Origin of the sequence: Micromonospora sp. NPDC002389 (genome assembly GCF_040296095.1) — a bacterium.
In the GTDB taxonomy this organism is placed as follows: Bacteria; Actinomycetota; Actinomycetes; order Mycobacteriales; family Micromonosporaceae; genus Micromonospora.
Genome location: NZ_JBEOWP010000022.1, coordinates 26,778 through 52,702, shown reverse-complemented (window position 1 = coordinate 52,702; position 25,925 = coordinate 26,778). Strand labels below are relative to the sequence as shown.

18 protein-coding genes and 3 pseudogenes are annotated in these 25,925 nt (G+C 69.8%); 9 read left to right on the top strand and 12 right to left on the bottom strand.

Annotated elements, in window-relative coordinates; all coding sequences use genetic code 11:
- Position 1: 1 nt before the first annotated feature.
- From ABT008_RS28210 to ABT008_RS28195, 4 genes and pseudogenes are all read left to right on the top strand, one after another.
- A complete protein-coding gene (locus ABT008_RS28210; RefSeq protein ID WP_350700009.1) occupies positions 2–721 on the top strand; it encodes a B3/B4 domain-containing protein in 720 nt (239 codons plus the stop codon).
- 521 nt (positions 722–1,242) lie between these two features.
- On the top strand, positions 1,243–1,533 hold the full coding sequence (locus tag ABT008_RS28205; RefSeq protein WP_350700007.1) for an FCD domain-containing protein: 291 nt from the start codon (positions 1,243–1,245) through the stop codon (positions 1,531–1,533).
- Positions 1,530–1,994: pseudogene (locus ABT008_RS30545) on the top strand (isocitrate/isopropylmalate family dehydrogenase); the annotation flags it as partial. The gene ABT008_RS28205 and the pseudogene ABT008_RS30545, both read left to right, overlap by 4 nt.
- 1,156 nt (positions 1,995–3,150) lie before the next feature.
- A complete protein-coding gene (locus ABT008_RS28195; RefSeq protein ID WP_350700004.1) occupies positions 3,151–6,879 on the top strand; it encodes an endonuclease/exonuclease/phosphatase family protein in 3,729 nt (1,242 codons plus the stop codon).
- 470 nt (positions 6,880–7,349) lie between these two features.
- On the opposite strand, the gene ABT008_RS28190 is transcribed toward ABT008_RS28195, so the two are convergent.
- The 6 genes from ABT008_RS28190 to ABT008_RS28165 form a co-directional block, all read right to left on the bottom strand.
- Positions 7,350–10,685: an FG-GAP-like repeat-containing protein gene (locus ABT008_RS28190; RefSeq protein WP_350700002.1), complete on the bottom strand. Its 3,336-nt coding sequence runs from the start codon at positions 10,683–10,685 to the stop codon at positions 7,350–7,352.
- A 78-nt stretch (positions 10,686–10,763) separates the two neighbouring features.
- Positions 10,764–11,246, bottom strand: a complete 483-nt coding sequence (locus tag ABT008_RS28185; RefSeq protein WP_350700000.1) for a hypothetical protein — start codon at positions 11,244–11,246, stop codon at positions 10,764–10,766.
- A gap of 155 nt (positions 11,247–11,401) precedes the next feature.
- On the bottom strand, positions 11,402–12,052 hold the full coding sequence (locus tag ABT008_RS28180) for a response regulator (RefSeq protein ID WP_350699998.1): 651 nt from the start codon (positions 12,050–12,052) through the stop codon (positions 11,402–11,404).
- On the bottom strand, positions 12,045–13,181 hold the full coding sequence (locus tag ABT008_RS28175) for a sensor histidine kinase (RefSeq protein ID WP_350699996.1): 1,137 nt from the start codon (positions 13,179–13,181) through the stop codon (positions 12,045–12,047). The genes ABT008_RS28180 and ABT008_RS28175 overlap by 8 nt, the downstream gene beginning before the upstream one ends.
- A 3-nt stretch (positions 13,182–13,184) precedes the next feature.
- Positions 13,185–13,724 carry a hypothetical protein gene (locus tag ABT008_RS28170; protein ID WP_350699994.1) on the bottom strand — a complete coding sequence of 180 codons (540 nt, stop codon included), beginning with the start codon at positions 13,722–13,724 and terminating at the stop codon, positions 13,185–13,187.
- Positions 13,721–14,605, bottom strand: coding sequence for an ATP-binding cassette domain-containing protein (locus tag ABT008_RS28165; protein WP_350699992.1), 885 nt, complete (start codon positions 14,603–14,605; stop codon positions 13,721–13,723). Before ABT008_RS28165 ends, ABT008_RS28170 begins: the two co-directional genes overlap by 4 nt.
- A 461-nt stretch (positions 14,606–15,066) precedes the next feature.
- On the opposite strand from ABT008_RS28165, the gene ABT008_RS28160 reads away from it, so the two are divergent.
- Complete coding sequence (locus ABT008_RS28160; protein WP_350700035.1) at positions 15,067–15,432, top strand: PadR family transcriptional regulator; 366 nt, start codon at positions 15,067–15,069, stop codon at positions 15,430–15,432.
- A complete protein-coding gene (locus tag ABT008_RS28155; RefSeq protein WP_350699990.1) occupies positions 15,429–16,424 on the top strand; it encodes a hypothetical protein in 996 nt (331 codons plus the stop codon). The genes ABT008_RS28160 and ABT008_RS28155 overlap by 4 nt, the downstream gene beginning before the upstream one ends.
- Before the next feature lie 554 nt (positions 16,425–16,978).
- On the opposite strand, the gene ABT008_RS28150 is transcribed toward ABT008_RS28155, so the two are convergent.
- Both ABT008_RS28150 and ABT008_RS28145 read right to left on the bottom strand, forming a co-directional pair.
- Positions 16,979–17,734 (bottom strand): HEAT repeat domain-containing protein, encoded by a 756-nt coding sequence (locus ABT008_RS28150; RefSeq protein WP_350699988.1) that lies wholly within the window; start codon positions 17,732–17,734, stop codon positions 16,979–16,981.
- A 180-nt stretch (positions 17,735–17,914) separates the two neighbouring features.
- Entirely contained in the window at positions 17,915–20,653 is a 2,739-nt protein-coding gene (locus ABT008_RS28145) for a tetratricopeptide repeat protein (protein ID WP_350699987.1), read from the bottom strand.
- Between the two features lie 584 nt (positions 20,654–21,237).
- Between ABT008_RS28145 and ABT008_RS28140 the strand changes: the two are divergent.
- The 3 genes and pseudogenes from ABT008_RS28140 to mgrA all read left to right on the top strand — a co-directional run bounded on the left by ABT008_RS28140 (position 21,238) and on the right by mgrA (position 23,249).
- Positions 21,238–21,840 (top strand): annotated as a pseudogene (locus ABT008_RS28140) (mycothiol-dependent nitroreductase Rv2466c family protein).
- Positions 21,837–22,088 (top strand): annotated as a pseudogene (locus ABT008_RS28135) (class I SAM-dependent methyltransferase); the annotation flags it as partial. The pseudogenes ABT008_RS28140 and ABT008_RS28135, both read left to right, overlap by 4 nt.
- A gap of 171 nt (positions 22,089–22,259) precedes the next feature.
- Positions 22,260–23,249, top strand: coding sequence for an L-glyceraldehyde 3-phosphate reductase (gene mgrA / locus ABT008_RS28130; protein WP_350700033.1), 990 nt, complete (start codon positions 22,260–22,262; stop codon positions 23,247–23,249).
- 579 nt (positions 23,250–23,828) lie between these two features.
- Here the strand turns inward: mgrA and ABT008_RS28125 are convergent.
- From ABT008_RS28125 to ABT008_RS28110, 4 genes are all read right to left on the bottom strand, one after another.
- A complete protein-coding gene (locus tag ABT008_RS28125) occupies positions 23,829–24,269 on the bottom strand; it encodes a DoxX family protein (protein ID WP_350699985.1) in 441 nt (146 codons plus the stop codon).
- Between the two features lie 655 nt (positions 24,270–24,924).
- Positions 24,925–25,140 carry a hypothetical protein gene (locus ABT008_RS28120; protein ID WP_502890513.1) on the bottom strand — a complete coding sequence of 72 codons (216 nt, stop codon included), beginning with the start codon at positions 25,138–25,140 and terminating at the stop codon, positions 24,925–24,927.
- Between the two features lie 100 nt (positions 25,141–25,240).
- Positions 25,241–25,669, bottom strand: coding sequence for a type II toxin-antitoxin system VapC family toxin (locus ABT008_RS28115; RefSeq protein ID WP_350699983.1), 429 nt, complete (start codon positions 25,667–25,669; stop codon positions 25,241–25,243).
- Positions 25,666–25,911, bottom strand: a complete 246-nt coding sequence (locus ABT008_RS28110) for a FitA-like ribbon-helix-helix domain-containing protein (protein WP_131053372.1) — start codon at positions 25,909–25,911, stop codon at positions 25,666–25,668. Before ABT008_RS28110 ends, ABT008_RS28115 begins: the two co-directional genes overlap by 4 nt.
- Positions 25,912–25,925 lie beyond the last annotated feature (14 nt).

Sequence of the window (25,925 nt, the reverse complement as noted above, 5' to 3'; positions counted from 1 at the left end):
CGTGTACTTCCAGCACTCTCCCGAGGTCCGGGCCGAGCATCCGCCACTGGTCGCCGGTGTGCTGTACGCCGAGGGCGTCGCCGGTGAGCCGCGAGCCGAACTGCCGCTGGCCGACCTGCTGGCGCAGGCCCGGCAGCGGCTCGCCGCCGGCAGCGAAGCGGGTCTTGCGGAGATCCAGGCGTGGCGTCGGGCATTCGCCCGGATGGGGCTGGCTCCGACCAGGTACCGCTGCGCGTCGGAGTCCCTGCTGCGGCGGCTGCGTACCACCGGTGACCTGCCCCGGGTGCACCCGCTCGTCGACCTCGGCAACGCCGTCTCGGCCGCGTACGCGATCCCGGTCGGAATCCTCGACGTGGATCGCGTCGGCGGTGGCATCGAGGTACGGCACGCCCGGGGCGACGAGCGCTACCTGACCTTGAGCGGTGCCGAGGAGCGGCCCGACCCCGGCGAGGTGATCTTCGCCGACCCGCACGGGCGGGCCCACGCCAGACGCTGGACCAACAGGCAGAGCGGCTGGTCGGCGGTGCGCGAGGAGACCTCCGCCGTGCTGGTGGTCGTCGAGGCGATGCACGTTTCGGCCGCCACGGACGTACCGCGCCTGCTGGGCACACTCGCCGCCGAACTGGACCGGGCGTGGGAGGTGCCCTCGAGGACGGCCCTGCTGACCCCGACCGCCCCGGATTTCCGCCTCGACCGTCCGGCCCCTTCGGATGGCGGCTGAGTCCGCAGTGGTTGCGGCCCGAGTCCGGCGCATGACGTGAAGCAGCGGGCGGGCGTAATCGGGCCGACCAGGCGGTCTCGCCCACAGTAGCCGACCAGGTGCCGCAAGCGCTGCACGATGCATGGACCGTCGGGGTGTCGCCGCGTCGATCCTGACCTGCGAATGCCGCTGCCCGAAGAGCCAACATCAGATTGCCGTAGAGCCGGGAGAGCGCCGGCCGCGCCTACTGTGGGCTGGTGGCCAACTGTCGATCATCGTCGCGCTCGGACTGTTCGCATCCGGGCAGACGATCGCCGCCCGTCGCTGGTGGCACACCGCACAACGGATCGCCGATGAGTCCGGAGATCGGGAAGCAGGATGTGTTCGAGGTCGCGTAGGGATTCGACGGAATCATCGAGGGACTCGTCGGGTCCGACGACGAAATCCTGGAGTCCCGCAAGCATCGACTCGAGCCGCTCGTGCCAGTCGTCGAGCTTCGCTTCGGTCACGTCGTGCACGAGGGTCACCGTAGCAATGAAGCGATGCCCGACACCTTGCTGATCAACGCGGCAAGCGGCAACAAGACGCTCTGTTCCACCCTCGCCGACCTGGAGGGCAGGCAGGTTGGCTTCCAGACCCTCTTCCGGCTGCGACCCCACCGCTTCGACATCTCACTGCGGGAACACAAAGAGATCCTCCGCCACCTGCGGGCCCGCGACGCTGCCGCTGCCAGCGAGACGGCACTACGGCACAAGCTCGGTGCCTCGGCGGAGTTGGTGGCCTTCTTCCAGGAGCACAGCCCTCAGCCGACAAAGGAGGACGTGGCCACATGACATCCCGCCGCTACTCGATCGCGGTCATCGCCGGTGACGGCATCGGTCAGGAGGTCGTGCCTGCCGCGATCACCTGCCTCGACGCCGTCGCCGCACGCCACGGCTGCTCCTTCGGCTGGTCGGACCTGCCGTGGGGCTCCGAATACTATCGCCAGCACGGTCGCATGATGCCGACCGACGGCATCGACCAACTCCGCAGCCACGACGCCATCTTCCTCGGCGCGGTCGGCGACCCACAGATTCCCGACACCGAGACGCTGTGGGGGCTGCTCATCCCGATCCGACGGCACTTCGACCAGTACGTCAACCTGCAGCCGGTGCGGTCCCTGTCCAGTGTTCCCACTGCAGTGGTCGACGGCGACGGAATCGACCTGATAATCGTGCGGGAAAACGTCGAAGGCGAGTACAGCACCGTCGGCGGCCGGATCTATCCCGGCGACGAACGCGAGGCCGCCGTCCAACAGGCGGTCTTCACCCGGACCGGAGTGCAACGGGTCGCCCGCTTCGCCGCGAACCTGACAGATGGCCTTGATCGCCATCCGCTCCGCCCGGTGCAACCGACGGATCTCCGCCCAGTCCTCCACGCTCAGCACCTCCCGATGCTTCCGGAAGGGGTCAAAATTCAACCGGAACCACGGGGTCAGTTTTCAGGCGGAGCCGACACCCGGCAGCGCTTACCCAGAGTGGCTCGACGGACGGGTCACCGACCTCGACCCAGGCCAGGCAACCCTCCGCGCCGAACGCGCGTATCGCGGCCAGGCCCGAACTCGATGTCGTCGCTCGGCGGTCTGTCGTCGATCTCTGCCATCGCGAGTTCGATCCGTTCCGCGCGAATCCGCACGTCGCGTCGCTCGCGTCGTGCCGCGACCTCATCGCTCGGCTGACGCGGACGCCCTCGCCCCTTAGCACTCATAGCGAGTAAGCCTCGCAACTCGCAGGCATCACCTCAAGAGTCAACCGGCCAACACGCAGACGTCCGGGTCGATCCACCGTCCGCCCCGCGTGCAGGGCGGCGACGACCGAGGTGATGTGGGTCGGTTCGGCGGACTTGCTGGCGAAGCCCTGGAATCATCGCCCGTCCTCCTTCGAAGTGCTCGTGCCACGTCGACCCGAGCGGGTGGGAAGGACCGCAGCGGTCAGCAACCGGGCATCGGTCGATTCGCCGGCCAGCTCGCCTGCGTCCACCCCCCGTTGCCGCAGTGTAGAGAGTCCCCTGAGCCTGCCGGCTTCGGTCGCCGGTTTCTGTTCATCAACCCGGGTGGGTGTCGGCCACCCGTGCCGCGAGAACGAACCCACCCGATCCCGAGGAACATGAATTCGCACCGCTCTGTCTGCACCCGTCATCAGCCCGTGCCCGTCAGGCACGTTGACCCGCCGACCTGGCCCCGCAACACCCCGCTGGTGGTGCCCGGCATAGATCGCGAGTACCGCGCCCGAGCAGGGCGTCGGCGACGGTGTCGCCGATGGTCGAGTCGACGAACTCCGCGGACCAGGCCGGACGACCGATCCGGCTACTTCGACAGGCGCTTCTCGCCCGGGAGCCCGCCGATCCGGCTGTGGGATCACCCATAGTCGTCGAACCTTCACAACCGGCCCCGACTCCCCGATCCTTCATGCGTGACGATCGATCGCACCACGCTCGCCGCGGCCCTGGCCGTCGCGATGCTCGTACCGCCGTGGGTGGCGACCCCGGCCTCCGCCGCCGGGGCCCGCCCCCCGACCCGGACGTTACCCCCGGCCGCGACGGCCGCCCCACCCGGCCAGCCGGACCTGGGAGTGGCCAACCGGTTCGTCGCCGGGGAAGGGCTGCCCGACTGGTCCCGAGCCGGATACCTGGGCGGTCAGGTCCCGTCCGCCGGGTACGTCACCGGGGCGGCCCCCTGCCGCATCGAACCGGCCCGACTAGCCAGCCAGTTCGGGGTGGTCCCCGACGACGGGGTGGACGACAGCGCCGGCCTGCAACAGGCCATCGACACGATCCGCTCGGACTGCTCCCCCACCGCCAGCCACTACCGGCTCTCCCTGATCGAGCTACCCGCCGGGCGGCTCGACGTCTCCCGGCAGATCTCCGTCGACGCGAGCTTCCTGCTGCTCAAGGGGCAGGGCTCCGGCACCGAAGGCACCCGAGTGGTGTTCCGCCCCGACACCAACACCCGGTACGACACCCTCAGCTCCGACGGCAGCCGCTGGGAACCGACCACCATGACCTGGGGCAGCGGCAACGACACCGGTCGGGGCGGCTGGATCTGGCCGGGCCGGGCCCTGTTCAAGGTGCAGAACCGGGAGGTGGCCACCCGGTACGCCGACGAGTGGCAGTCCGCCCCGGCCAACCGCAAGGACCTCTTCGAGGGCTCGGTCAACCAGCACTGGGTCTCCGGGGTCCGGGTCGCCGCCCGCTCCACCGACCCCGGGTTCTCCGCCCGGGCCGGGCAGAGCGTGATCCAGCTGGTGAGCAACGCCGACATGGGCAAGTTCAGCCTGGGCGGGCACGTCTGGGTGGGAGCGGCCAACAGCATCAAGTTCTACGAGGAGCAGGGGCTCAGCTACGCCGAGCACGGCAGCATGTTCGAGAACCTGCACATGCGCCAGCAGATGTTCCGGGTGGTCGGCGTCTCCGGCAGCGCGAAGACCATCACCCTGGACCGGCCCCTGGAGTTCGACCTACCGGTGGACTCGGTCTCCGACGGCTCCGCCCCGCTACTGACCGAGACCCCCTTCCAGAGCAAGGTAACCCCCCTGAAGGTGGTCGAGGGGGTCGGGTTCGAGGACTTCGCCTTCACCCAGGACATGACCGGGCTGCCCAAGGTCGGCGGCGGCAGCTACGCCCTCTCCCCCGCCGACGCGGTGCACAACTACGGCAACCTGGCGCCCGAGTACGCCATGCACGGCGTCCTGTTCAAGTGGGCGGCCAACAGTTGGGCCCGGGGCCTCAACGGCACCATGACCGGCTCCCACCCCCTGGTCACCGAGGTCGCCCGGAACCTACACATCGAGGGGAACACCTTCGACGGGGCCTGGAACAAGGGCAAGGGCGGCAACGGGTACCTGCGCGGCAGCCGGGTCTGGGACTCCCTGTACGCGTACAACACCAGCCGCAACCTGCGGCACTTCACCTTCCAGTGGTCGGCCAGCCGGAACGTCGCCTTCCGCAACGACCTGGACTCCGACCTCAACCTGCACGGCGGCTGGGAACGGTACAACCTCTTCGAGGGCAACACCGTGCGGGTGCCCTACGAGCACCGCTCCGGCAGCTGCACCGCCAACTGCGGCGGGGAGGGGGGTGAACTCGACGACGGCACCTGGTACCCGATCTGGTGGGGGGCCGGGCCGAAGGCGATCAAGTGGTCGGGCTCCACCGGGCCGCAGAACGTCTTCCACGGCAACACCCTGACCAAGCAGGCCACCCCCGGGGGGCCCTTCGCGCCCTACACCCCCTACTCGGCGCAGAGCCCCGGGGTGCCCGCCGACGCGGTGCACCAGTTCGGCTCGGACTCGGCGCACCCCGCCCGGTTCCGGCACCTGAGCCAGTCCGGCGCGGTCATCCCCGACTGGTCCGGCCGGGAGACCCTGGACTACTCCGGGGGCCAGGGGGTGGTCCGGCTGGCGGACGCCCGCCGCCCCTCCCTGTTCCTGCGCGACGCCGGGCAGCTCGACCCCCGCCAGGACGAGGCCCACCGGGCGGCCACCTGGAACATGCAGGGCGCCGGGTCGAACGCCGGCGGCTCGTACGACAACAAGTACACCAGCGGCCTGCTGCCCCTGCTGCGCGACGCTGAGGTGGTGGCGTTGCAGGAGGCCGGCACCCCGCCGGGGGGAGCGACCCACCTCGCCGACCACCCGCAGAACGACTTCGTGCGCCAGAGCCCGCAGGGCCTCGTCGCCCCCGACGTCATGGAGTACAGATACGGCGGCACGGTCACCCGCCCCGGGGGGTACCTCTACTGGCTGCACACCGACACCAGCCAGGTCAACGAGGGCCGGGTGAACATGGCGATCGCCACCCGGCACCAGGTCGACCCGGCGGGGATCGTCGTGGTGGCCAGCCCGCTGGGGGGACGCCCCGCCCTGGGGGTCACCATCGGCGGGACGGTCTTCTTCAGCCTGCACGGATTCTCCGGCGGCGGCAACGACGTGCCGGGGCTGCTGGAAGCCATCCGGGTCCGGATGCTGACCGCCGGGCCGAACAACACCCCCCGGGACTGGGTGGCGATGGGGGACTTCAACCGACACCCAGACACCCTCGCCGCCGTGCTGGACGCGGCCCACTTCGCGGTCCACACCCCCGCGGCTGCGACCCACCCCAGCACGAACCCGACCGCACTGCTGGACTACGCGGTGGTACCCCGAGGGGTGGGGGCGCCCCGGGTCACGGGCAGCACGGTAGTGACCGAGATCCGCACCTCCGACCACCTGCCGGTGCGGTTCGACCTGGTGCTCCAGGCCGCCGCCGAGCCCCCGCCCCCGGTGGCCGAGCCCCCCTCCGGGCAGGGGATCCTGCTGCGCAGCGCGGACACCACCAACGTCATCGACATCGCCCGCAACGGCACCAGCAACTTCCTGGTGGACGCCCCGTACCACAGCGGCTTCCAGCAGAGTTGGTCCCTCATCCGCAGCGGGGAGCACCCCGGGTACTACCAGATCATGAACGTGCTGACCGGCAGCCTGATGGGGCAGGCGGAGGGGGCCCGGGACGGCTGGGTGGTCCAGTGGCACCAGGAGGCCCTGGACCAACTGTGGTGGCCCGATCCGCAGGAGGACGGCACCTGGACCCTGCGTAACCGGGTCACCGACCAACTGCTGACCGTCGTACCGGAGCTGGGGCTGCTCGCTGGCCGGGACCCCGACGGGTCGGCCCGGCAACGCTTCTTCCTCCAGTCCGAGGCCGAGATGACCGACCTACAGGAGATCACCCACTACCCGGTGGAGGGCACCCACGACCTAGTCGCCGACGTCTCCGGGGAGAGCACCAGCGTCGGCACCCCGATCATCCTGTACCAGGAGACCGACGGCCCCAACCAGCGGTTCACCCGGATCCCCGCCGGGTCCACCGGGGACACCCCCTGTTACTACCTTGTCAACGGCGGCCGGTACCTCAGTTCCTCGGCGACCGGGAACGCCACCTTCGGGGCGGGGGTGACCCTGGAGGACTTCCGCCCGGACACCGACGAGTACCTGTGGTGCGTGCGGCAGCAGGGGGCCTCCTTCACCCTGGCCAACCGGACCGAGGTCAACGGGGTGCCGACCGACCTGTACCTCACCGAGCACGGGTACGGCCAGCAGCTCACCGTCGACCCCTCCGGCCCGGGACCGATCCAGACCTGGGTCTGGGAGGCGGCCACCAGCTGATCCCCTCCCGGCCGGGCCTCCACGACGGGGACCCGGCCGGGGTGGGCTCGTCCGCCCGGCGACCGTCCCCGTCCGACAGGTAACCCGCCGACGTTGACGCACAGCGCGGCGACGAACTGCCGGGCTCCGCCGATCCACCGCCAGTCCCCCAGACAGCCGCCGACGAGGTGGTGAAGCTGATGCCGCCCCTGACCACGACGGATGAGGAACTGGCCGAGGGCCTGGACATTCACCGCGTGACTGAAACTGTCATCTACCGGTGCAGCAGACTCGTGTCGCGAGGCAGGATCGACGTACGCGCGGATCGTCCTCTCGAGCAGCGGCACGCGCGTGAGCCAGGTGACCCGTCGGAGGACGACCTGCCGACGGCGAGCACGTCGTCTTGGCTGCCGTCGGTACCCATTACGACCTCCCCCTCGGACCGTCTCCGCTTGGAGTCAGCGCAGTTCGTGGCGCGACCGCCAGGAGAATCAGCAGGGCAGTCGGTTGGCCACCTCCAGCAGACACGGATCGAAGGTGATGTCGACGTCCGGGGCGGTCGGCGCGCCTGGCATCGGCGTCTGCGACGCCGGCTCGTTCACCACGTACCCGTGGAAGGTCCACGCCTTGATCCGGCCGTCCGGGCTCTCCACCAGGTAGTCGGCCCGACGGTCGCCGTTCAGGTCGGCGAACCGGACCTGCGGGCCGCTCGCCCCGACCCCGGAGGCGACCAGTCCGTCGAAACGCCAGGTGAAGCGGTTGTTGCCGTACGCGTTGAGCCAGGCCCAGGCCCGTCCGGCGGCGTCGACCAGTAGGTAGTCGGCCCGGAGGTCACCGTTGAGGTCCGTCAGGTGGATCTCGTCGCGCACCGGGTGCGGGCCCGGCGCGATCGACCCGGCGTAGTCCCAGCCCCACCCGGATGCGGTACGCCTGTTGAGCCAGGCCCTCACTCCGCCGTCGTCGCCGAGGACGAGGTAGTCGTCCTTGCGATCACCGTCCATGTCGGCGAACCGCACCTGTTCCTTCGGTGCCTGGACACCCGGGGCGATGACACCGACGTAGTTCCATCCGAAGCCGCTGTCCGGGGTGTACCTGTTGAGCCATGCCCGGGTCGCGCCGTTGTCGTCGAGGACGAGGTAGTCGTCCTTGCCGTCGCCGTCCACGTCGGCAAACCGGACCCGGTCCCGGCCCGGAGTGGTGCCGGTGGTGATCGCTCCCGCGTAGTCCCAGCCGTAACCGCCGCCCTGGCCTACCCGGTTGACCCAGGCGGCGACGCTGCCGTCCGCGCGGATCGCCACCCAGTCCGCTCGGCCGTCGCCGGTCAGGTCGACCATGCCGCTGCGGGTCGTGGGATCCGGGTTGCGGCCGATCACGCCCTGCCAGTCCCACACGTCCGGGCGGCCGTACCTGTCGTTGAGCGCGGCGGCGGCCCGGCCGGCGGAGTCGACCAACAGGTAGTCGTCCTTGCCGTCGCCGTTGATGTCGGCGAACCTGACCTGGTCGCGGTTCGCGCCGGCGGCGGTCAGGGTACGGCCGTGGTTCTGCCACACGATGCTCGGGGGCCGGGTTCCCGGTGCCTGGACGGTCAGGGCGGGAAGCGTGTTCAACCAGACGTTGACGTGCCCCTCGTCGTGCACGACCAGGTAATCGTCGCGGGCGTCGCCGTTGACGTCGGCGAACCGGACCCGGTCCCGGGTCGCGTTCACGCCGCTGGCCACCTGCCCCATCGAAGACCACCCGTACGCACCGGCGGTCGAGTACGCGTTGGCGTACGCGGTGACCCGGCCCTGATCGTCGACGACCAGGTAGTCGTCCTTGCCGTCGCCGGTCATGTCGGCGAACCGCACCTGGTCGCGGGTGGCGCCGACGCCGGTGGCGATCACCCCGGCGTACGACCAGCCGAACCCGCCCGCCGGGGTGAACTGGTTGATCCACGCCGACACCCGGCCGGTGCCGTCCACCACGAGGTAGTCGTCGAGTGCGTCCCCGTCGACGTCGGCGAACCTGACGTTCTCCGGAACCGCCCCCACCCCGGTCGCAACCGTCCCGCGATACTTCCAGCCGTACCCGCCACCGAGGGTGTGCGCGTTGGTCCACGCCTTGACCCTGGCCTGATCGTCGAGCACCAGGTAGTCGTCCAGGCCGTCCCCGTCGACGTCCGCGAACTGCACCCGGTTGCGGGGCGCGCCGACGCCCGGGGCGACGATGCCCTCCCAGCGCCACCCGGTACCGGACGCAGTGCTGCCGTCCGAGATCGAGTCGGGCGCCTTGCCGACCTCACCCGCGCACGCGTCGGCTCTCCCACCGACCGGGTCGACGATGGTGCCGGCGGCGCGGGCGGCCCGGACGGCGCCGAGGAACGCGTCAGCCATCTTGCGGTAGCCGTCGGCGTTCGGGTGGACCGAGTCGGTCAGGTCGTCCCGCGTCACGGCGCTCATGTCGACCACTCGGACCCGCTTGCCGGCGGCTGCGTGCTTGGCGACGATGCCGGGAATCGCCCGGTTGTACGCCTGCACCTGGCTATTGGTGCCCGCGTTGTACGCCGGCACGAGCTGCGCCACCAGCAGCGTGGTCTCCGGGGCCAACCTGACGATCTTGCCGATCAGGGCGTCCAGCCGAGCCGGAGCGCCGGCCACCTCGAAGTTGCGCGACATGTCGTTGGTGCCGATGTGCAGCAGCACCACGTTCGGCCGGTAGCGCGGGATCGCACACTCCACCAGCCGATCGATCTGGTCGATCCGCCAGCCCGGATGGCCCTCGTGGTTCTTGTCCGGCAGGGTCCCCGAACTCTGCGAGCCGACGAGGTCGAGCACCGCGTCGTCCTTCAGCCCGTCGAAGAGGCGTGCGCGATATCCCGTACCGTCCGGGTTGTCGACACCGACGCCGTAGGTGATCGAGTCACCGAGCGGCATCACCCGCAACGCGGCCAGCCCCCGCGGGACCGCCGGGACCGGCGGAGCGGACCTGATGAACTTGTCATACAGCGCTTTGTAGACGGAGCCGAGGTACGTCCTGCACAACGGGCAGACCCGGCCGACACCACTCGCCATCCGGTCGATGACGACCACGACCTGTCGGAAGAACTCCCCCTCATCGTTCACCACCTGGCCGACAAGCCTCCACTCCCACAGGCCGGCAACCCCGGCGGCGACGAGCACGGCAAGGACATCAGCGCCCCAGGCGTGCAGGTCGTTGATCAGGCCGGTCCTCGCGTTCTCCGCAGTACGACTGATGAAGTTGGACAGTGCCTCGCCGAAGGCGGCACAGGTGGCCACCACGACCGGGTCAGAAGCGAGGTGCCCCCGGTTGACGCGGTAGTCGAGGCAGGCTGCCTCCAGGAAGACCCGCAGGACAGTACCGACGATCGACATTCCGGCCGACGCCCACTCTCCTCCGTTCGCGTCCGGTGGCGTGGTGTCCCTGATCTCGATCGTGGTCGTGTCCGTGCCCTGATGGAGCTCGATCTCCACCTTCTTCGGCAGCTTGCCGTCCGGGTTCGCGTTGTACTTCTTCCTCAGGCCGCACAAGATGAGCTCATCGGCGGTCTTGTCGGCGATACTGCCGACATCACATGTCAGGTCCCGCTTGACCAGCTCGTCCGGGTCGAGCGGCATGTCGTCGGCATCGAGGTCGTAGTAGCGGGCGGGGTAGGCGCTCGCGAGCGCCCGCTCGACAAAGTGTTCCTGCTCGGCCGGGTAGCGGACGTCGAATCGCCAGGTGAAGTCAGCGGCGGCACGCGCCGGAACCACGACGGCGACCGGGGCCAGCACCACGGCGAGAAGCGCACTCAACACGCTGCGGACAAATAGGGGGATTTTGGTTTTCATCGGACTTCCTGTCTGTGGAAAGGGGCGCGACTGGGCCGCGGACGTCGGTGGCGCCCGTCAAGCGACTCGGGTGTGGGGCTAGTCGACCGGGGCAGCGGTGGCCGGACTGGCCAGCGCGACGACCGCGACCGCGGTGCTGTCCTGCACCAGCAGGACGCGGGTGGTGTGCTGTTCGGTGCCGGCGTCGGCCTCGGTGGCCCAGACCTTCAGCGCGGTCTGCGACGCGTCGGGCAGCGAGATCTGATTGTCCCTGGTGTCCACGACGACGGTGCCCTTCGGGCCGTCCAGCGCCGCGCACATCGCGGTGTTGTTCGCCTCGACGTACCACGCGTCGGTGCCGCACGGCAGGCCGAAACCGCCGAACCAGCCGTCGGTCTGGCCGCGCTCGGCCGGCGTGCTCAGCTCGTCACTGATCAGATAGACGTCGACGGTCGAGGCGCCTTCCGACAGCTGGGCGGGCCCGACCGGCCAGCCGATCCAGGCCACGAACGCGGCGACGAGCAAGGCGACCGAGACCGGCGCCCAGATCACGAGGGGGTTGACGCGGGTTCTGGTGGTCATGACACATTCCTCTTCCGGCGAGACGCGGGGTAGGTTTCTCCTGGTCAGAGGCCGTTCTCATCGACCTCGTCGATGGGAATGACACTACGGACGCCCCGCCGGACAGCCATCCGACCACGGTCCTCATCCTGTGTGGTACCGCGGTACCACACGACTCAGACGAGCCCGTTCGTGTGCGCCCAGATCACCGCGTGCACCCGGTCGCGGGCCCCGAGTTTGGCCAGCACCCGGCCGACATGGGTCTTCACCGTCGACTCGGACAGGAACAACTCCCCGGCGATCTCAGGGTTGGACAGTCCACGGCCGATCGCGACCAGCACCTCGCGCTCCCGGGCGGTCAGCTCCTCCAGCAGGCTCGTACCCGCCGGGTCGGGGGCCCGCCCGCCCTGGTAGTGGTCGAGCAGGGCGCGGGTGATCCGGGGCGAGACCACCGCCGCGCCGGCTGCGACGGTGCGGACCGCGTCGATCAGGTCGGCCGAGGGCGCGTCCTTGAGCAGGAAGCCGCTGGCCCCGGCGCGCAGGCCGGTGAACGCGTACTCGTCCAGGTCGAAGGTGGTCAGGATGAGGACCCGGGTGCCGGGACAGTTGGCGACGATGTCCCGCGTCGCCTCGATCCCGTCCCTGATCGGCATCCGGACGTCCATCAGCACCACGTCGGGGCGGCGTTCCCGGGCCAGCAGGGCACCGGCCCGGCCGTCGCCGGCCTCACCGACGACACGCAGGCCGGGTGCCGCGCCGAGGACCATGGCCATGCCCTCGCGCAGCAGTTCCTGATCGTCCACGAGCAGCAGGGTTATCTCAGACATCGGCGCCTTCTGCGGGATGGGGCAGGTCTACTCGTACGGTCCACCCGACCACCTGACGGCCGGCTTCGACGGTGCCGCCGTACATGGCGACTCGTTCGCGCATCGCGTTCAGACCCTGCTCGCTGCCGACCGACGGGGCCGGCGTGGTGCCCCGGCCGTCGTCGGCGACCATGATCCGGATCGGGTCGTCGCCGTAGTCCAGGTCGACCAGGACGTCGGTGGGCCTGTCGGCGTAGCGCAGCGCGTTGGTCAGCGACTCCTGCACGACCCGGAACACCACCCGCTGCAGACCCGGTGAGGACGGATCCGGCCCGTGGCGGCGCAGGGTCACCGGCAGGCCGGCGATCCGGAACGTCTCGATCAGGCTCTCCAGGTCACCAGGAGTGTCCGGGGTGTCGTCGCGCAGCACGCCGAGCAGCCGGCGCATGTCGGTCATCGCCTCCCGGCCCAGGGCAGCGACCCGCTGCACGGCCTTGCGGGAACGCTCCGGGTCGGTGTCGGCGACCGCGGTCGCGCCGTCGGCCAGGCGGACCATGATGGTCAGATTGTGGGCGACGATGTCGTGCATGTCGTGGGCGATCCGCACGCGCTCGCGGGCGGCGGCCAGCTTGCCCTCCTGCTCCTTCTCACGGGCCAGCCGAGCGGCCCGGTCCTCCAGCGACCGCACGTGCCGGCGGCGGGTGGCGACGGTCGCGCCGACCAGCACCGGAATGATCACCGCGAGGCCGTAGAGGCCGATGAAGGGGCCGAGCCCGTAGCGGCCCTCGTGCTGGAAGGTGACCACCCCGAGCACGGCCACCGAGAGCACCGCGCCGATCGTCGCGGCCTGCAACGAGCGGTGTACCACCAGCGCATACATCACCACGGCGAACGCGATCAGCTGGGTGTCGCCGGACAGGACGTCGCCGGTCACGGTCACCGCCAGCACCGCCCACGGCCACGACCGCCGCCAGATCAGCGCCAGCGAGATCACCGTGTTGACGGCCACCGCCCACCAGCTGGCCCAGGTCATGTCGCCGGTCAGCATGTCGAAGTCGAGGCCGGCCGTGAGGCTGACCACGACGACGATGACGGTGGCCAGGTGGGGATGGTGGGCCCAGAAGACCCGGATCCCGGTGTCGGGCTCCACGGGTCAGAGGTTCCAGAGAGCCGTCGCCGGGTCGGCCCCGAACATCATGCTCACCACCATCAGCACCAATCTGACCAGCAGGACGGCGCTGAGGGCGAGGCTGACAGCGGACGCCGTGTGCTTGACGGCGAACGTGACGGCGAGCGCGAACAGCGCGACGAGCACGCAGTATCCGATATCGACGGCCGACCGGCCTACGACTGTGCCGTAGTGCACATCGACCGGCGTCACGACAGCGTACGCCAGCATCAGGCACACGGCCCCGAGCACCGCCGCGACCACGGTCACCACCACCGCCTTTGCGGTCACCACGGCGATCCGGCGGGGTGTGGCCAGGAAGGTCGTCCGGATGGTGCCGCTGGCGTATTCCGAACCGGGCACGACAGCCGCCAGCACGATGATCACCGTCTGGAGGACCGCAGCGGCCAGGAGCCCGGACAGCGCCGCGGCCGCAGGGGTGAGGACCAGCGCGGTTCCCGCGCAGATCCAGAACGATGTCAGGGTGCGGAGTTTCAGCCACTCGGCGGCGACGAGGCGGATCATCGGCCGCGGGCCAGAGCCAGATAGACGTCATCGAGCGAGGCGTGCACCGAAGTGTTCTCGATCAGCAGGATCCCGGCGCGGGCAGCCAGCCCGGCGATGTCGGCCGAGGTCAACCCGGTGATCTCCAGGCGGCCGTCCGGGCGCAGGGCGACGGCCGCGCCGTGCCCGCGCAGCAGCTTCTCCAGGTCGTCCGGGCGGTCCGGGCGGGCCCGCACCGCCGGGACCGTGTTCCGTGAGATCACCTCGGCCGTCGGAGCGTCGGCGAGCACCCGGCCCCGCCCGAGAATGATCAGCCGGTCGATGTCGCGGGCCAGTTCCCCGGTCAGGCGGCCGGTGACCAGGACGGCCCGGCCCTCGCGGGCGAGCGTGCGGAGCAGGGCGCGCAGCCAGGCGACACCGTCCGGGTCCAGTCCGGCCGCCGGATCGTCGAGCAGCAGGGCCGGCGCGTCGCCCAGCAGCGCGCCGGCCAGGCCGAGCCGCTGCCGCAGGCCGGGGGAATAGACGCCGGCCCGCAGCCGCGCGACGCCGGCCAGCCCGGTCATCTCCAGGACCTCGTCGGTGCGGCGGTCCGGGATCCCGTGGGTCCGGGCGAGGATCCGCAGGTGGTCGCGGCCGGTGCGGCCGGGATGAGTCGGCGGCGGGGCGAGCAGGACGCCGACTTCCCGCAGCGGGTACGCCAGATCACGGTAGGCCCGGCCGTCGAACAGGCACCGGCCGGACGTGGCCCGGTCCAGCCCGACCATCAGGCGCAGCGTCGTGGACTTGCCGGCGCCGGCCGGGCCGACGATCCCGTGCAGGACACCGGGTTCCAGGCGGAACGACACGTGCCGCACTGCCGAGACGCCGCCGTATCTCCTGGTCAGGTCGTGAACTTCGATCACCGGGCCGACGTTACGGACGGCCGGGCCGCCCGCCATCCGACCACGGTGCCCATCCGGCGTGGTACCGCCGTACCACGCCGGGGGATGTCGGCGCTCACTCGGTGTGTGCGCCCACCCCTACCTCGCCGTCACCGCCGCCCACGCGAAAGAGGGGCACCAAATCCGATGACGACCTTATCCCTCTTGCCCTCGGCGAGGTCCGCCGTCTCCTGGCACACCTGATCACCACCACCCGCCCCTTCGACCACATCCATCGATGGTCACGATGGCAACGACGACACCAATGCCGCGCTAGGACAGCCCACTACCAGCGAAGACACCGACTGCATCAGGTGCGGCTGGAGTACCAGGTCGACCTCGTCGCCAGTAGGGCGTGCCCCCTCAGCCTCGGCGTCCCCTCCGGCGTGCACGTTCGTGGCAATTCACCCCCGCAATACCTTCGCGGCCGATACATTGCCGGAGTGAGCACACCGTTACAGGAACCGACGTTCTGGATCCTCACCGCTCTCGCCGGTCCGCCGCTGCACGGCTACGCCATCATCGGTGAGGTAGCCGTCCTTTCCGAGGGGCGGCTGTCCCTGCGGCCCGGAACCTTGTACGGCGCGCTCGACCGGCTGGTGGACGCAAGCCTGATCGAGGTCGACCGAGCGGAGATCGTCGACGGGCGCCTGCGCCGCTACTACCGCCTGTCCGTCGCCGGTAACGCCACCCTTGCGGCCGAGACCGAACGCCTGCGGCGCAACGTGAAGGCCGCGACCCTCCGGCTGGGCCGCTCGACACCCGCCGCCCGGCCCCTCACCCCGCCTGTCCTGGGAGGACTGGCATGAGGGATCTGGAGCGCCGATACCGACGGCTGTTGCGGGCATACCCCGCCGGCTACCGCCGGGCGCGCAACGCCGAGATCGTCGGCACGTATCTCGACCTGGCCGGATCCGCGCGACGCTGGCCCTCCCTCCTCGACGCGGCGGACGTGCTGGCCGGCGGGGCCCGGGAACGCCTACGCGCCGCCGGTGCCGCCGACGCCATACCCGGCCTGCACCTCGCCGCCATTCTCAGCTTCATCACCGCGACCGCTGTGGCTGCCTTCTGGGCCGCCGCCGAGGTGGTCACCGTTTCGGGCCTGTGGGGCTCACCAGCCTTCGGACCGTTCGCCACCACCGGCATCATCGTGTGGAGCGGCTGGCTACTCACCGCCGTCGTGCATGCCTTCGGCCCGGCCACGTGGGCGCGTATCGCTACCGGCCTGGCGCTGGCACTCACCGCCCTCGTGGCGCCCGTCGCCGCCCTGTTCGACCTGCCCCGCCCGTACCTGATCGTGCTGCTACCCCAGACGGCCCTCGGCCTACTGGCACTGGCAGTCCCCGCCCACACGACACGACGCCTCCGCCTCATACCCCTCGCGGTGAAGCCGGCGGCAGCCCTCCTCGCAGTCGGGGCACTGTCCGGCGGCAGCGGATGGTTCTACCGGTACAGCAACGGAGCCGCCATCCTTCCCGAAGCCGGCGCAGTGCTCCTGCTGACCGCCATGCTCGCCGCCACCGTGCTCTCGCTGCGCGGTGACGCCCGAGGCGTGTGGGCCCTTCTCGTCCTGCTCACACCAATCGGACTACTCGCCCTGTATCCCCTGACCGAGAACATCGCCCCCGCCGTGGGTGCTGGACACTCTGACTTCCGGGTCATGACTGGGACCGCCATCGGCGTTGTCCTCATGGGCGCGATACCCCCGGCTGCCGCACTCGCGATTCGGGCACGCACCACTGCGACGGCCAGCATCCCGGCAGCGAGCGGTGACAGCCGCTGCCCAAACTGCGGCAGATAGCGTTCCGAATCGTGGCAGGCGGTTCCATTGCTGCCACCAAGCCGAAGCCAAACGTCAGGACCGCAGGGCGCGAGAAGAACTCGCCTACAGGGCTGACACCCACATGACGCTCCCCGTCCACACAGACCGGACAGCAAGAAGAGCCCAACCGCGTTCCCTCAGTTCAGACCCCTCATGATCTTGTTTGCCCGAAGGGAATCCCTAACCGGACGGCGCCTGTATGGGGCTTCATTCCGGAGCGGTCCTGGCGCGTCCGTGTCAGTTGTTCGACGTCCGAGCAGCCTCCGAGCAGCCAGGCATCGGGCGGTCCGTCCTGCCGCGCGACGGACCATGGGCCAGCCACGCCGGCGAGGTTCGCCCACAGGGCGGCCGGCGCTGTGCGGCTTCACGTCGGGCGGTGATTGTCCCGGTGGCCGCTCGTCGTGCCCGGGCCTTGTCGGCGTGCGGACTCGTGGCACTGCCAGGACTTTGTGGTGGTAGTTCGTGACTCAGTCGGTGGGGTTCAGCGACAGCGTGTTCGACTCACGGGCTGTGCGCAGCCGCTCCGGCGTCGATCAGCAGCTGTCCGGGTGTGACGCTGATGAAGCGCTGAGATGTAGCTGCTCGCGGAGCCGCCGCGCTTCGCAGCCGCGGTAGGACCGCAGGACACCTGCGAGGGTGTCGCGGACGTCCGGTTCGGGATGATCGGCAAGGTACGCCAGTTCCTCCGCACCGCCGCGTCGACCTCGACCAAGCTCACCCAACACGTCGATGATCTCGTCAGCGGTGACCGCCGCGCGCAGCCGCGTCATCAACTCGCTCTTCGGCCGCACAGGCTCCTCGTCAGAGAACCGCCGGCGCACCGTGGCCACCTTGTACGCCCCCCGCGGCAGACAAGCCGGGCACGGGCAGGGCCGCCGACCATGAGCAGCCGGCACGTACCGCCACCCCACCCCCTGCGGCACGTCACGGACCCGACGTACCTCACCGACGCCGATCACGCGCGGCACGAACACCTCGAAACCACGCGGATCATCGAGCTCACGCACCGCCGCAACAGCCTGCGAAGCGGTGGCCTCACGCGGCGGGGCACCGAAACGCCCAACAGTCACCGGCTGATCATCAGACAGCCGAAACTGCACCGCGACCAACACGCCCGAGTGCCAGCGCCGCAACTCACGGACCCACTGATAGGTCAGCGTGAACGACGACAGCACCGGCATGCAGTACACGCCACGCCCGCCAGCCCACCCACGGCTACGCGCCGCGATCCCCGAACGCTGAATGCCGCGCGCCGAACGCGCCCCGGTCACGTGCACGAACTCCGCCATCACCAGGGATGGTAACTGGGCGGCGGACGGTAATGATCACTAGTTTTCGGGCACGGCACGGGATCCAGGATTGACCTCGCTGTCGTCTGGGCGAAGCAGAACGTCGGCGGCAGCCAAGCGGGACGGGGTTCAGCAGGGCTCGCTTCGCCGGACTGTTGATCATCCATCGATGGTGGGTCGTTACTTCTGGTGCTTGGCGAGCAGGTTCATGGATTTGCGTGTCTGGGTGGTGTCCGGGTGGTCGGGACCGAGGACCTTGGTCTGGGTGGCCAACACCGCCCGGAACTCGGTGGCTGCCTCGTCGTACCGACCCTGCTCCTCCAGCATCCTGGCCAGGTTGTGACGGGATTGCAGAGTGTTCGGGTGATCGGCGCCGAGAACCTCGGCACGGGTGGCCGACACCAATCGGTATTCGTCGGCTGCCTCGTCGTAACGGCTTTGCGCTGCCAACAATCCGGCCAGGCCGTGGCGGGTGCCTAGGGTGTCGGGGTGGTCGGGGCCGAGGACCTCGGTCTGAGTGGCCAGCACCGCCTGGAATTCGGTGGCCGCCTCGTCGAACCGGCTCTGATCCGCCAACACGCTGGCCAGGTTGTGGCGGGAGTGCAGAGTGTTCGGGTGATCGGGGCCGAGGGCCTCGATCTGAGTGGCCAGCACCGCCTGGAATTCGGCGGCCGCCTCGTCGTAGCGGCCCTGGTCCGCCAACACGCTGGCCAAGTTGTGGCGGGAGTGCAGAGTATTCGGGTGATCGGGGCCGAGAACCTCGGCACGGGTGGCCGACACCCACCGGTATTCGTCGGCTGCCTCGTCGTAACGGCCCTGCAGGGCCAGCATGCCAGCCAGGTTGTGGCGGGTGACCAGAGTGTCGGGGTGGTCGGGACCGAGGGTCTCGGTACGAGTGGCCAACACCGCCCGGCATTCGTCAGCCGCCTGGTCGTACCGACCCTGCTCCGCCAACAGTCCGGCCAGGCCGTGGCGGGTACCCAGGGTGTCCGGGTGGTCGGGACCGAGCACCTCGGCACGGATGGCCAACACCGCCCAGCATTCGTCAGCCGCCTCGTCGTACCGACCCTGGTCCGCCAACACCACCGCCAGGCCGTAGCGGGACCGCAGGGTGTCGGGGTGGTCGGGACCGAGCACCCCGGTCCGGGCCGCCAACACCGCCCGGAACTCGGCGGCCGCCTCGTCGTACCGACCCTGATCTGACAACGCGTCGGCCAGGTCGTGCCGGACGGACAGGGTGTCGGGGTGGTCGGGACCGAGCACCTCGGTCCGGGCCGCCAGCACCGCCCGGAACTCGTCAGCCGCCTCCTCGTACCGACCCTGAACTAACAACACGTCGGCCAGGTCGTGCCGGACGGACAGGGTGTCCGGGTGGTTGAGGTCGACGGTGTGGTGGTTCAGGTAGGTACGAAGCAGGGTGACGGCGGTGGCCGCCAGCAGATGTCGCCGTGCTCGTGTGGGTATGAGGCGGTACAGGTCTTGGAGCTGGTCGGCGGTCAGAGTCGTACCGGTCTTGGTCAGGCTCGCGGCCAGGACATGGTCCAGGGCGAGAGCGGCGGCTGCGGCGGCGGTGACTGCCGCGGCAGCCATCGGGTATGGGTCGGAGTCGATGATCGCGGCCAACGCGTCATCGGCGTGCGGGCTGTGGGTCCGCGCGCGGCCGATCGTGGTGAACAGGCGGCGGGCGCGGTCCTCATCGCCGGACGTCGCCGCCGCCAGGGTGGACGCCAGGGCACGATTGTTCGCCACCGTGTATGCCGCGTGTCGTTCCATCAGGACGGCGGGCAGGTGCGGGGCCAGCCAGTCCGGGTTCCGTTGCGGGTACGAGCCCCGCAGCCAGTCCGCGACCCGGCGGCGGGTGTCCACGGTGACCGGGCCGGCCAGCGTGGGCAGGCAGTCGAATAGCCGCACTGCCGCCGCCTCGTCCACGGCACCCACTAGCGCCGCCAGTAGCAGAGCCTCGTGCAGGGTCGCGCCCGGCAGGTGAGTCAGGCCCGCCTGGTGGATGCTCGGCTGCCACCGCGTCTGCTCGTGCGCGAACACGTCAGCGGCCACGGTGTCGAGGTCTATCGCGCCGTGCTGTTGTTGCTGGTGTGCGAACGCTGCGGCGGCGTGCACCAGGATGATCGGTGGGGACGGGTTCTGCGGCGTCAGCGTCGCCGATGGCGGAGTGGTTCCTTCCGGGGTGAAGGACCGCAGTGCCTGGTCGAAGACCTGCCGCTGATTGTGGGCATCGCCAACGATTGGTGTAACGGTGAGCTGTGCCCGGTAGGGCAGGTCAGTTAACGCGTGTGGGGGCAGAGCGGCTCGCACCGTGGGCCACCACTGCGGCGTGCGCGCGGCCAACACCACCCGCACCACGCCCCGACTGGTTCTCGTGAGGGCTGCCAGCAGTGCGGGCACATCGTCTCGGGTATCGGCGTCGTCGACGATCAACACCACCGGTTCCGTCAGTGCCGATGCGGCCACCACCGCCGCTTCGCCACCACCGGCAGGGACCCAGCCGCACCGTGCCGACACCCGCGCGGTGAACTCGACCAAAAGTCGGGTCTTGCCGGACCCTGGATGGCCGTCCACGTACAGCACCTGATCACTGATCTCTGCCCGGTTGTCGGCCCACCGCAGCAGCTCGCGCAGGAGTGATTGGTGGCGAACGCTGTACGTGACGAGCTGGTGCTCGGGCAGAAGCAGCTGGAGCACGCTCTCCTCGTCGACGCCGGCGGCGTGCGTAACAGCCGGGCCGTGGCTGACGGCCGCAGCCCACGCGGCTTCCCGCGACCGGCGGTCAACGCGCCGCTGCCACCGCACCCCACCCACCACGCCGGTGGCACCGGACAGCGCACCCAACCCGGCCGCCACAGACCACGGTACGAAGTTGGCGACAGCCGCGAACGCCCCTGCCGCCATCAGCAGCGCCACCCCGCCCCACCCCGCGGCCCGACGAGCCCTGCCCGGATCAGGCTGTCCCGGCGGTCGGTCGATCACCTGCGCATCGCCCCCTCCGCCGTCGGTCGTTCCATCGTGGTGATCCCGCCCCGACCGTGGACACCGGATGATCGGCTATCAATGTCAGCGTCGCTACCGCCGCATCCAGCTCCTCGGGACTGCGCAGCCGGGAATCCGCCATGGACTCGCTGACGATCCGGAGTCGGGTGCACCCCATCCGGCGAATCTGGATGCCGATGTCACTGCCAGGAGAGGCCTCCAGATGATTCGCAAGGTTGGATCGGGCACCGGTCCTCGCCGGGTATGCGTCGGTTGAGGCTCACCTTGAGTCCGGCGCCGGTGGTGGTATACAGCGGCGGTCTTTTGGAGGCGCGGCTGGGTAAGGCATCGGGGGCTCGTTCGGGGGTGTCCGCGATACGAGGCCCCAGACGAGCCCTTCGCGCTGCTCCTGTCAGGTGCCTGAACTGCCAGTTTCCGGATCGACACGGGCCCGCAAGCAAGATCGACCACTCGCTGCGGCATCTGGCCGGGCGTGATGATCGCGGTACGTTGGCGCCATGGCTCCGCTGACCGCGACGTTCTGGTTCGATCCGAGCTGTCCGTACACCTGGCTCGTCTCCCGCTGGTTGCATGAGGTGGAGAAGGTCCGTCCGGTACGTGTCGTGTGACAGATCATGAGCCTGTCCGTGCTGAACGAGGGCCGCGACGACGATCCGGAGAACGATCCGGACGGATTCCTGTGGGGGCCCGCTCGTCTGTTCGCCGCTGTCCAAGACAGGTACGGTGCCGAGGCGGTGGGCCGCCTCTATGACCGGTACGGCGCGATGGCCGTGAGTGGCGACTGGACCCCGCTCGACGAGGTGCTGACCGCCGCTGGGCTACCTGCGGACCTGGCGACCGCCTGGAACTCGCCTGAGCACGACGCGGTGCTGCGGGCCTCACACACAGCCGGGATCCGCCAGATCGGCACCCACGTCGGGACCCCCATCACCGTGGTGGCACCCGAGGACGGGCGGCTGATCGCCTGGTTCGGGCCGGTGATGTCGCGTGTGCCGCGCGGTGAGGCGGCGGGCCGGCTGTGGGACGGCACGCTCTTGGTCGCTGAGGCCGATGGATTCCACGAGCTGAAGGGTCGCCCCCACGCCCCGCCCGTCTGGTGACTCGCGTCCTGATCCCTCGGTTTGCGTCCACGCCGGGCCAGATCCTCGTCGACGTCGACTACAGCGAGGTAGCCGTGACGGCGGCGCATCGACGTGCCGACGAGCTCGGCGTCGCGTGCCGGTACATCGTCGCCACCGTGCCGCACGTACCGCTCCCGGACTCCAGCGCCGACCTGGTCTACACCGGAAAGGGTGCGCTGATCTGGATGCACGACCTGGACGCATGGGCTCACGAGGTCGCCAGGATCCTGCACGTCGGTGAGTACGGTGAGCCCCACCACGAGGCGGGCGACAATCCGAGCTCTTCGGTAGCCGCTGCACTACCGCCCGTCGGCGGGCTCGGCCACGCCGGCACGTCTGGAACAGACAACCTTCGCACCACCGCCACCCGGTCAGGCGCGCTGGATAGGGTCGGTACCGTGACCCATCCTGCCTCGGACGAGCGCTACCGAACGATGCCCTACCGCCGCAGCGGGCGCAGCGGGCTGCGGCTGCCGGCCGTATCGCTCGGGCTGTGGCACAACTTTGGGCCGGACCGACCGTTCGCGCGGCAGCGGGACATCGTCCGGCGCGCCTTCGACCTCGGCGTCACCCACTTCGATCTGGCGAACAACTACGGCCCGCCGCCCGGGGCGGCGGAGGAGAACTTCGGCCGGATGCTCGCCACGGACCTCAAGCACTACCGTGACGAACTGGTGATCTCCAGTAAGGCCGGGTACGACATGTGGCCCGGCCCGTACGGCGAGGGCGGCTCCCGAAAGTACCTGATCGCCTCGCTGGACCAGTCGCTGCGCCGGATGGAGCTGGACTACGTCGACATCTTCTACTCCCACCGGTTCGACCCCGACACCCCGCTCGAGGAGACGATGGGGGCGCTGGACGCGATCGCCCGCTCCGGCAAAGCCCTGTACGTCGGCATCTCCAACTACGACTCGGCGCAGACCGAGCGGGCTGCTGCGATCCTGCGCGACCTCGGCACGCCACTGCTGATCAACCAGCCGGCGTACTCGATGCTCGACCGCTGGACCGAGCGCGACGGCCTACTGGACACGCTGGAGCGGGTGGGTGCCGGCTGCATCGCGTTCAGCCCGCTCGCCCAGGGGCTGCTCACCGACCGCTACCTGGACGGCATCCCCGACGACTCCCGGGTACGCACCAGCGTTTTCCTCAACGAGAGCAGCCTCGACGAGCAGAAGATGGCCAGGATCCGGGCGCTCGGCGGGGTGGCCGCGCGGCGCGGGCAGTCCCTGGCCCAGCTCGCGCTCGCCTGGGCGCTGCGCGACCCGCGCATGACCAGCCTGATCATCGGCGCGAGCAGCGTCGCCCAGTTGGAGGCGAACGTCGCTGCCCTGGAAAACCCGGACTTCACCTCCGAGGAACTGGCCGAGATCGAGACCCACCTCGACTGACCGGGGGCCGTTTCGTTCGGGACCGCGGCGGCGTTGCCCTCGCTACGCTGGCCCTTGGTCACAGGGCACCTGACCAGCGATGGTCTCGGCTGTGGTCCAGATGCAGGCGAGGGCGGTCGCGGTGGTAGGCGCGAAGGTGGCGGCGAGGCGTACCCCGGGGATGAGGTCGACCGCACCAGCGGCCCGCAGCCGCTCGCGGACGCCGCCAACCACGGTTCAGGGCCACCGCAAAACGGCCGGGAGCACCGGACGCAGCGGCGGCGGGACGACGGCGGGGATCACGGACGAGCCGGTACGGGAGGTCACAGCTCACGCTCCAGCCTGCCGCTGCGCAGAGCGGTGCGGGGCTCGCTGCCGGAGAAAGACCAGCGGTGGTCGAGGATGCTCGACCACCGGTACGTCGTGCGTCGCATAGCTGCTACGCGGGAGTGTCCGAGGATTGACACGAACCGATGCCCACCTCGGGTTGCGCATTATCGGCGCCATCCCGATCGGCTGACGATCACCCTACTGGACTCGGCCGCTACACCGTCGAGGGCTGACCCGAGGTTCGGGTCAGCCCTCGACCTGGTCGGGACGTCAGGATTCAGGGCGACGGCGCAGTGAGCGCAGCGCGGGAACCGCATCGGTGGCGGCGAGCGCCCAGAGCACGAGCAACGGCTGGAAGAGCAGGCGGACCGCCCGTGCCGCGTCGGTGTCCAGGCCGAATCCGTCACGCCCTTCAGTGAACTGAGCGATGTTGCCCGGGAAGACCGCGACGAAGAAGGCGGCTACGACCGCTCCGGTGAGGCCGCGTACGGGCTGTCTCCAAGCGGCGAGCAGGGCCAGCCCCAGACAGATCTCGACCACTCCTGAGGCGACGACGACGAGGTCGGCATCGAGCGGGAGCCAGGAGGGCACCTGCGCCCGGAACTCCTGGCGCGCGACGGTCAGGTGGGCAGCGCCGGCAACGAGCAGCATCACGCCCAACACGACCTGGCCGACCGCGCCCGTCAACCGTCGGACAGACGTGGATGTCATGGTGTCTCTCCCGCGGCGTGAACGAGGAACGGACGGCCGGCCCGCTGCGGGGGCGACTCCCACCACCCTACGGACAGAAGAGGCGGTCCGGCTCCAGGTCCCGTACCGCCTCGTCTGTCGACTGAGCTGTGGGGAGTCCCCGTTCGCGCCCGAGGCCCACGCCGCCCGCGAAGCCGGGATCGACGTCGCCGTGGTCGACCCGACGCACTGACCCGCGACGAGCCGCACCGCGCCGTCGCAGCCGTGCCCGTCGGCGGCGTCGCGGTCTACTGCGGCTGGATGCTCCACAGCGACCAGTACGCCGCCTTCGCCGATGCCCTCACCACCCGCGGCGTGACCCTGCGCACCAACGGCGACCAGTACCGCCGCGCCCACGAACTTCCCGGTTGGCACCACCAGCGCGCAGCGAACTGCCTTCGACCACGCCCGGACACAACTCGGCACCGGCGCCGCCGTACTGCGCGACTACACCAAATCGATGAAACACCATTGGCACGAGGCGGCCTTCATCCCCGACCTGCGACCCCACCACCGCCTGGCAGATCGCCGCCCGTTTCCTTGAACTACGCGCCGATGACTTCACCGGCGGGTTCGTCCTGCGCGCCTTCGAACACTTCACCAGCGCCGAAGGCGTTGCTGGTCAACGGTGTTGATGTCATCTGGCGTGGATGATGTTGCGGAGGTGAGCGATACCGGATGCGGCGTCGGTCAATGTGTGGGCGGCGCGACGGTAGTCGCGCGGAATCTTGAAGCACTTCATGCAGGCCAGGACGTGTTCGACCTGGGCTCGGACGGTGCGGTGGTGCCGGAACTGGGCGGGCTGCAGCCCGGTGAACGGAAAGATCCACTCCCGGCGGCCCGCCGAGATCACCTACACCTGGACATGATCCGCCATGGACGCATGAGAGAGACACGAGACGTCACTCAGGATTGAACGCGGACCGCTGACGGCGGCGGGCGAAGTGGTGGTTTCAGGTGGTCGCGTCCTGCCAGGGATCGACGACGCCGATCCCCGTGTCGGTGAAGTCCTTGGTGTTACGGGTGGCGAGGGTGGCAGCTTGGGCGCGGCAGATGGCGGCGATCTGGGCGTCGAACCCGTCGATCGGGTGGCCGAGTCTGTCCCGCCCGGCGACGACGTCGGCGTAGGCGCTGGCTGCGGCGAGGTCGAAGGGCAGCACTTGGCGGGGAAAGGCGGCGAAGATCTCGTTGGCGGCCTGGTGCAGTGACTCCCGGCGCTGCCCTGCCGGCAGCCGCGCGATGCCGTAGCGGATCTCAGCCACAGTGATCGCCGTGGTGTACAGGCCGGCACGCGAGTTCTGCTGGATCCACGCGAGTACCACCTGTGCGGGCTCGGCCCGCATGAGTTCGGAAACGACGTTGGTGTCCAGGACGATCATCATTCGGGCAGGCTCGCTGCGCGGGGTGACGTCGAACGAGACGGCAGCTCCAGTTCGACGCCGCCGAGTCTGGCGAATCGATCAGTGAGTGCGCCGAATAGGTCATTCACCGGCGCATCCTCAGCGACGGCTCTGGTGAGGATGTCGCGGATCTCGGCCTCCATGGATCGGCCATGCTGCGCAGCGCGGCGGCGCAACTTCTCCCGCACCGCATCGTCGAGATCCCTGATGCTGAGCGCTGCCATCACTCCTCCTAACC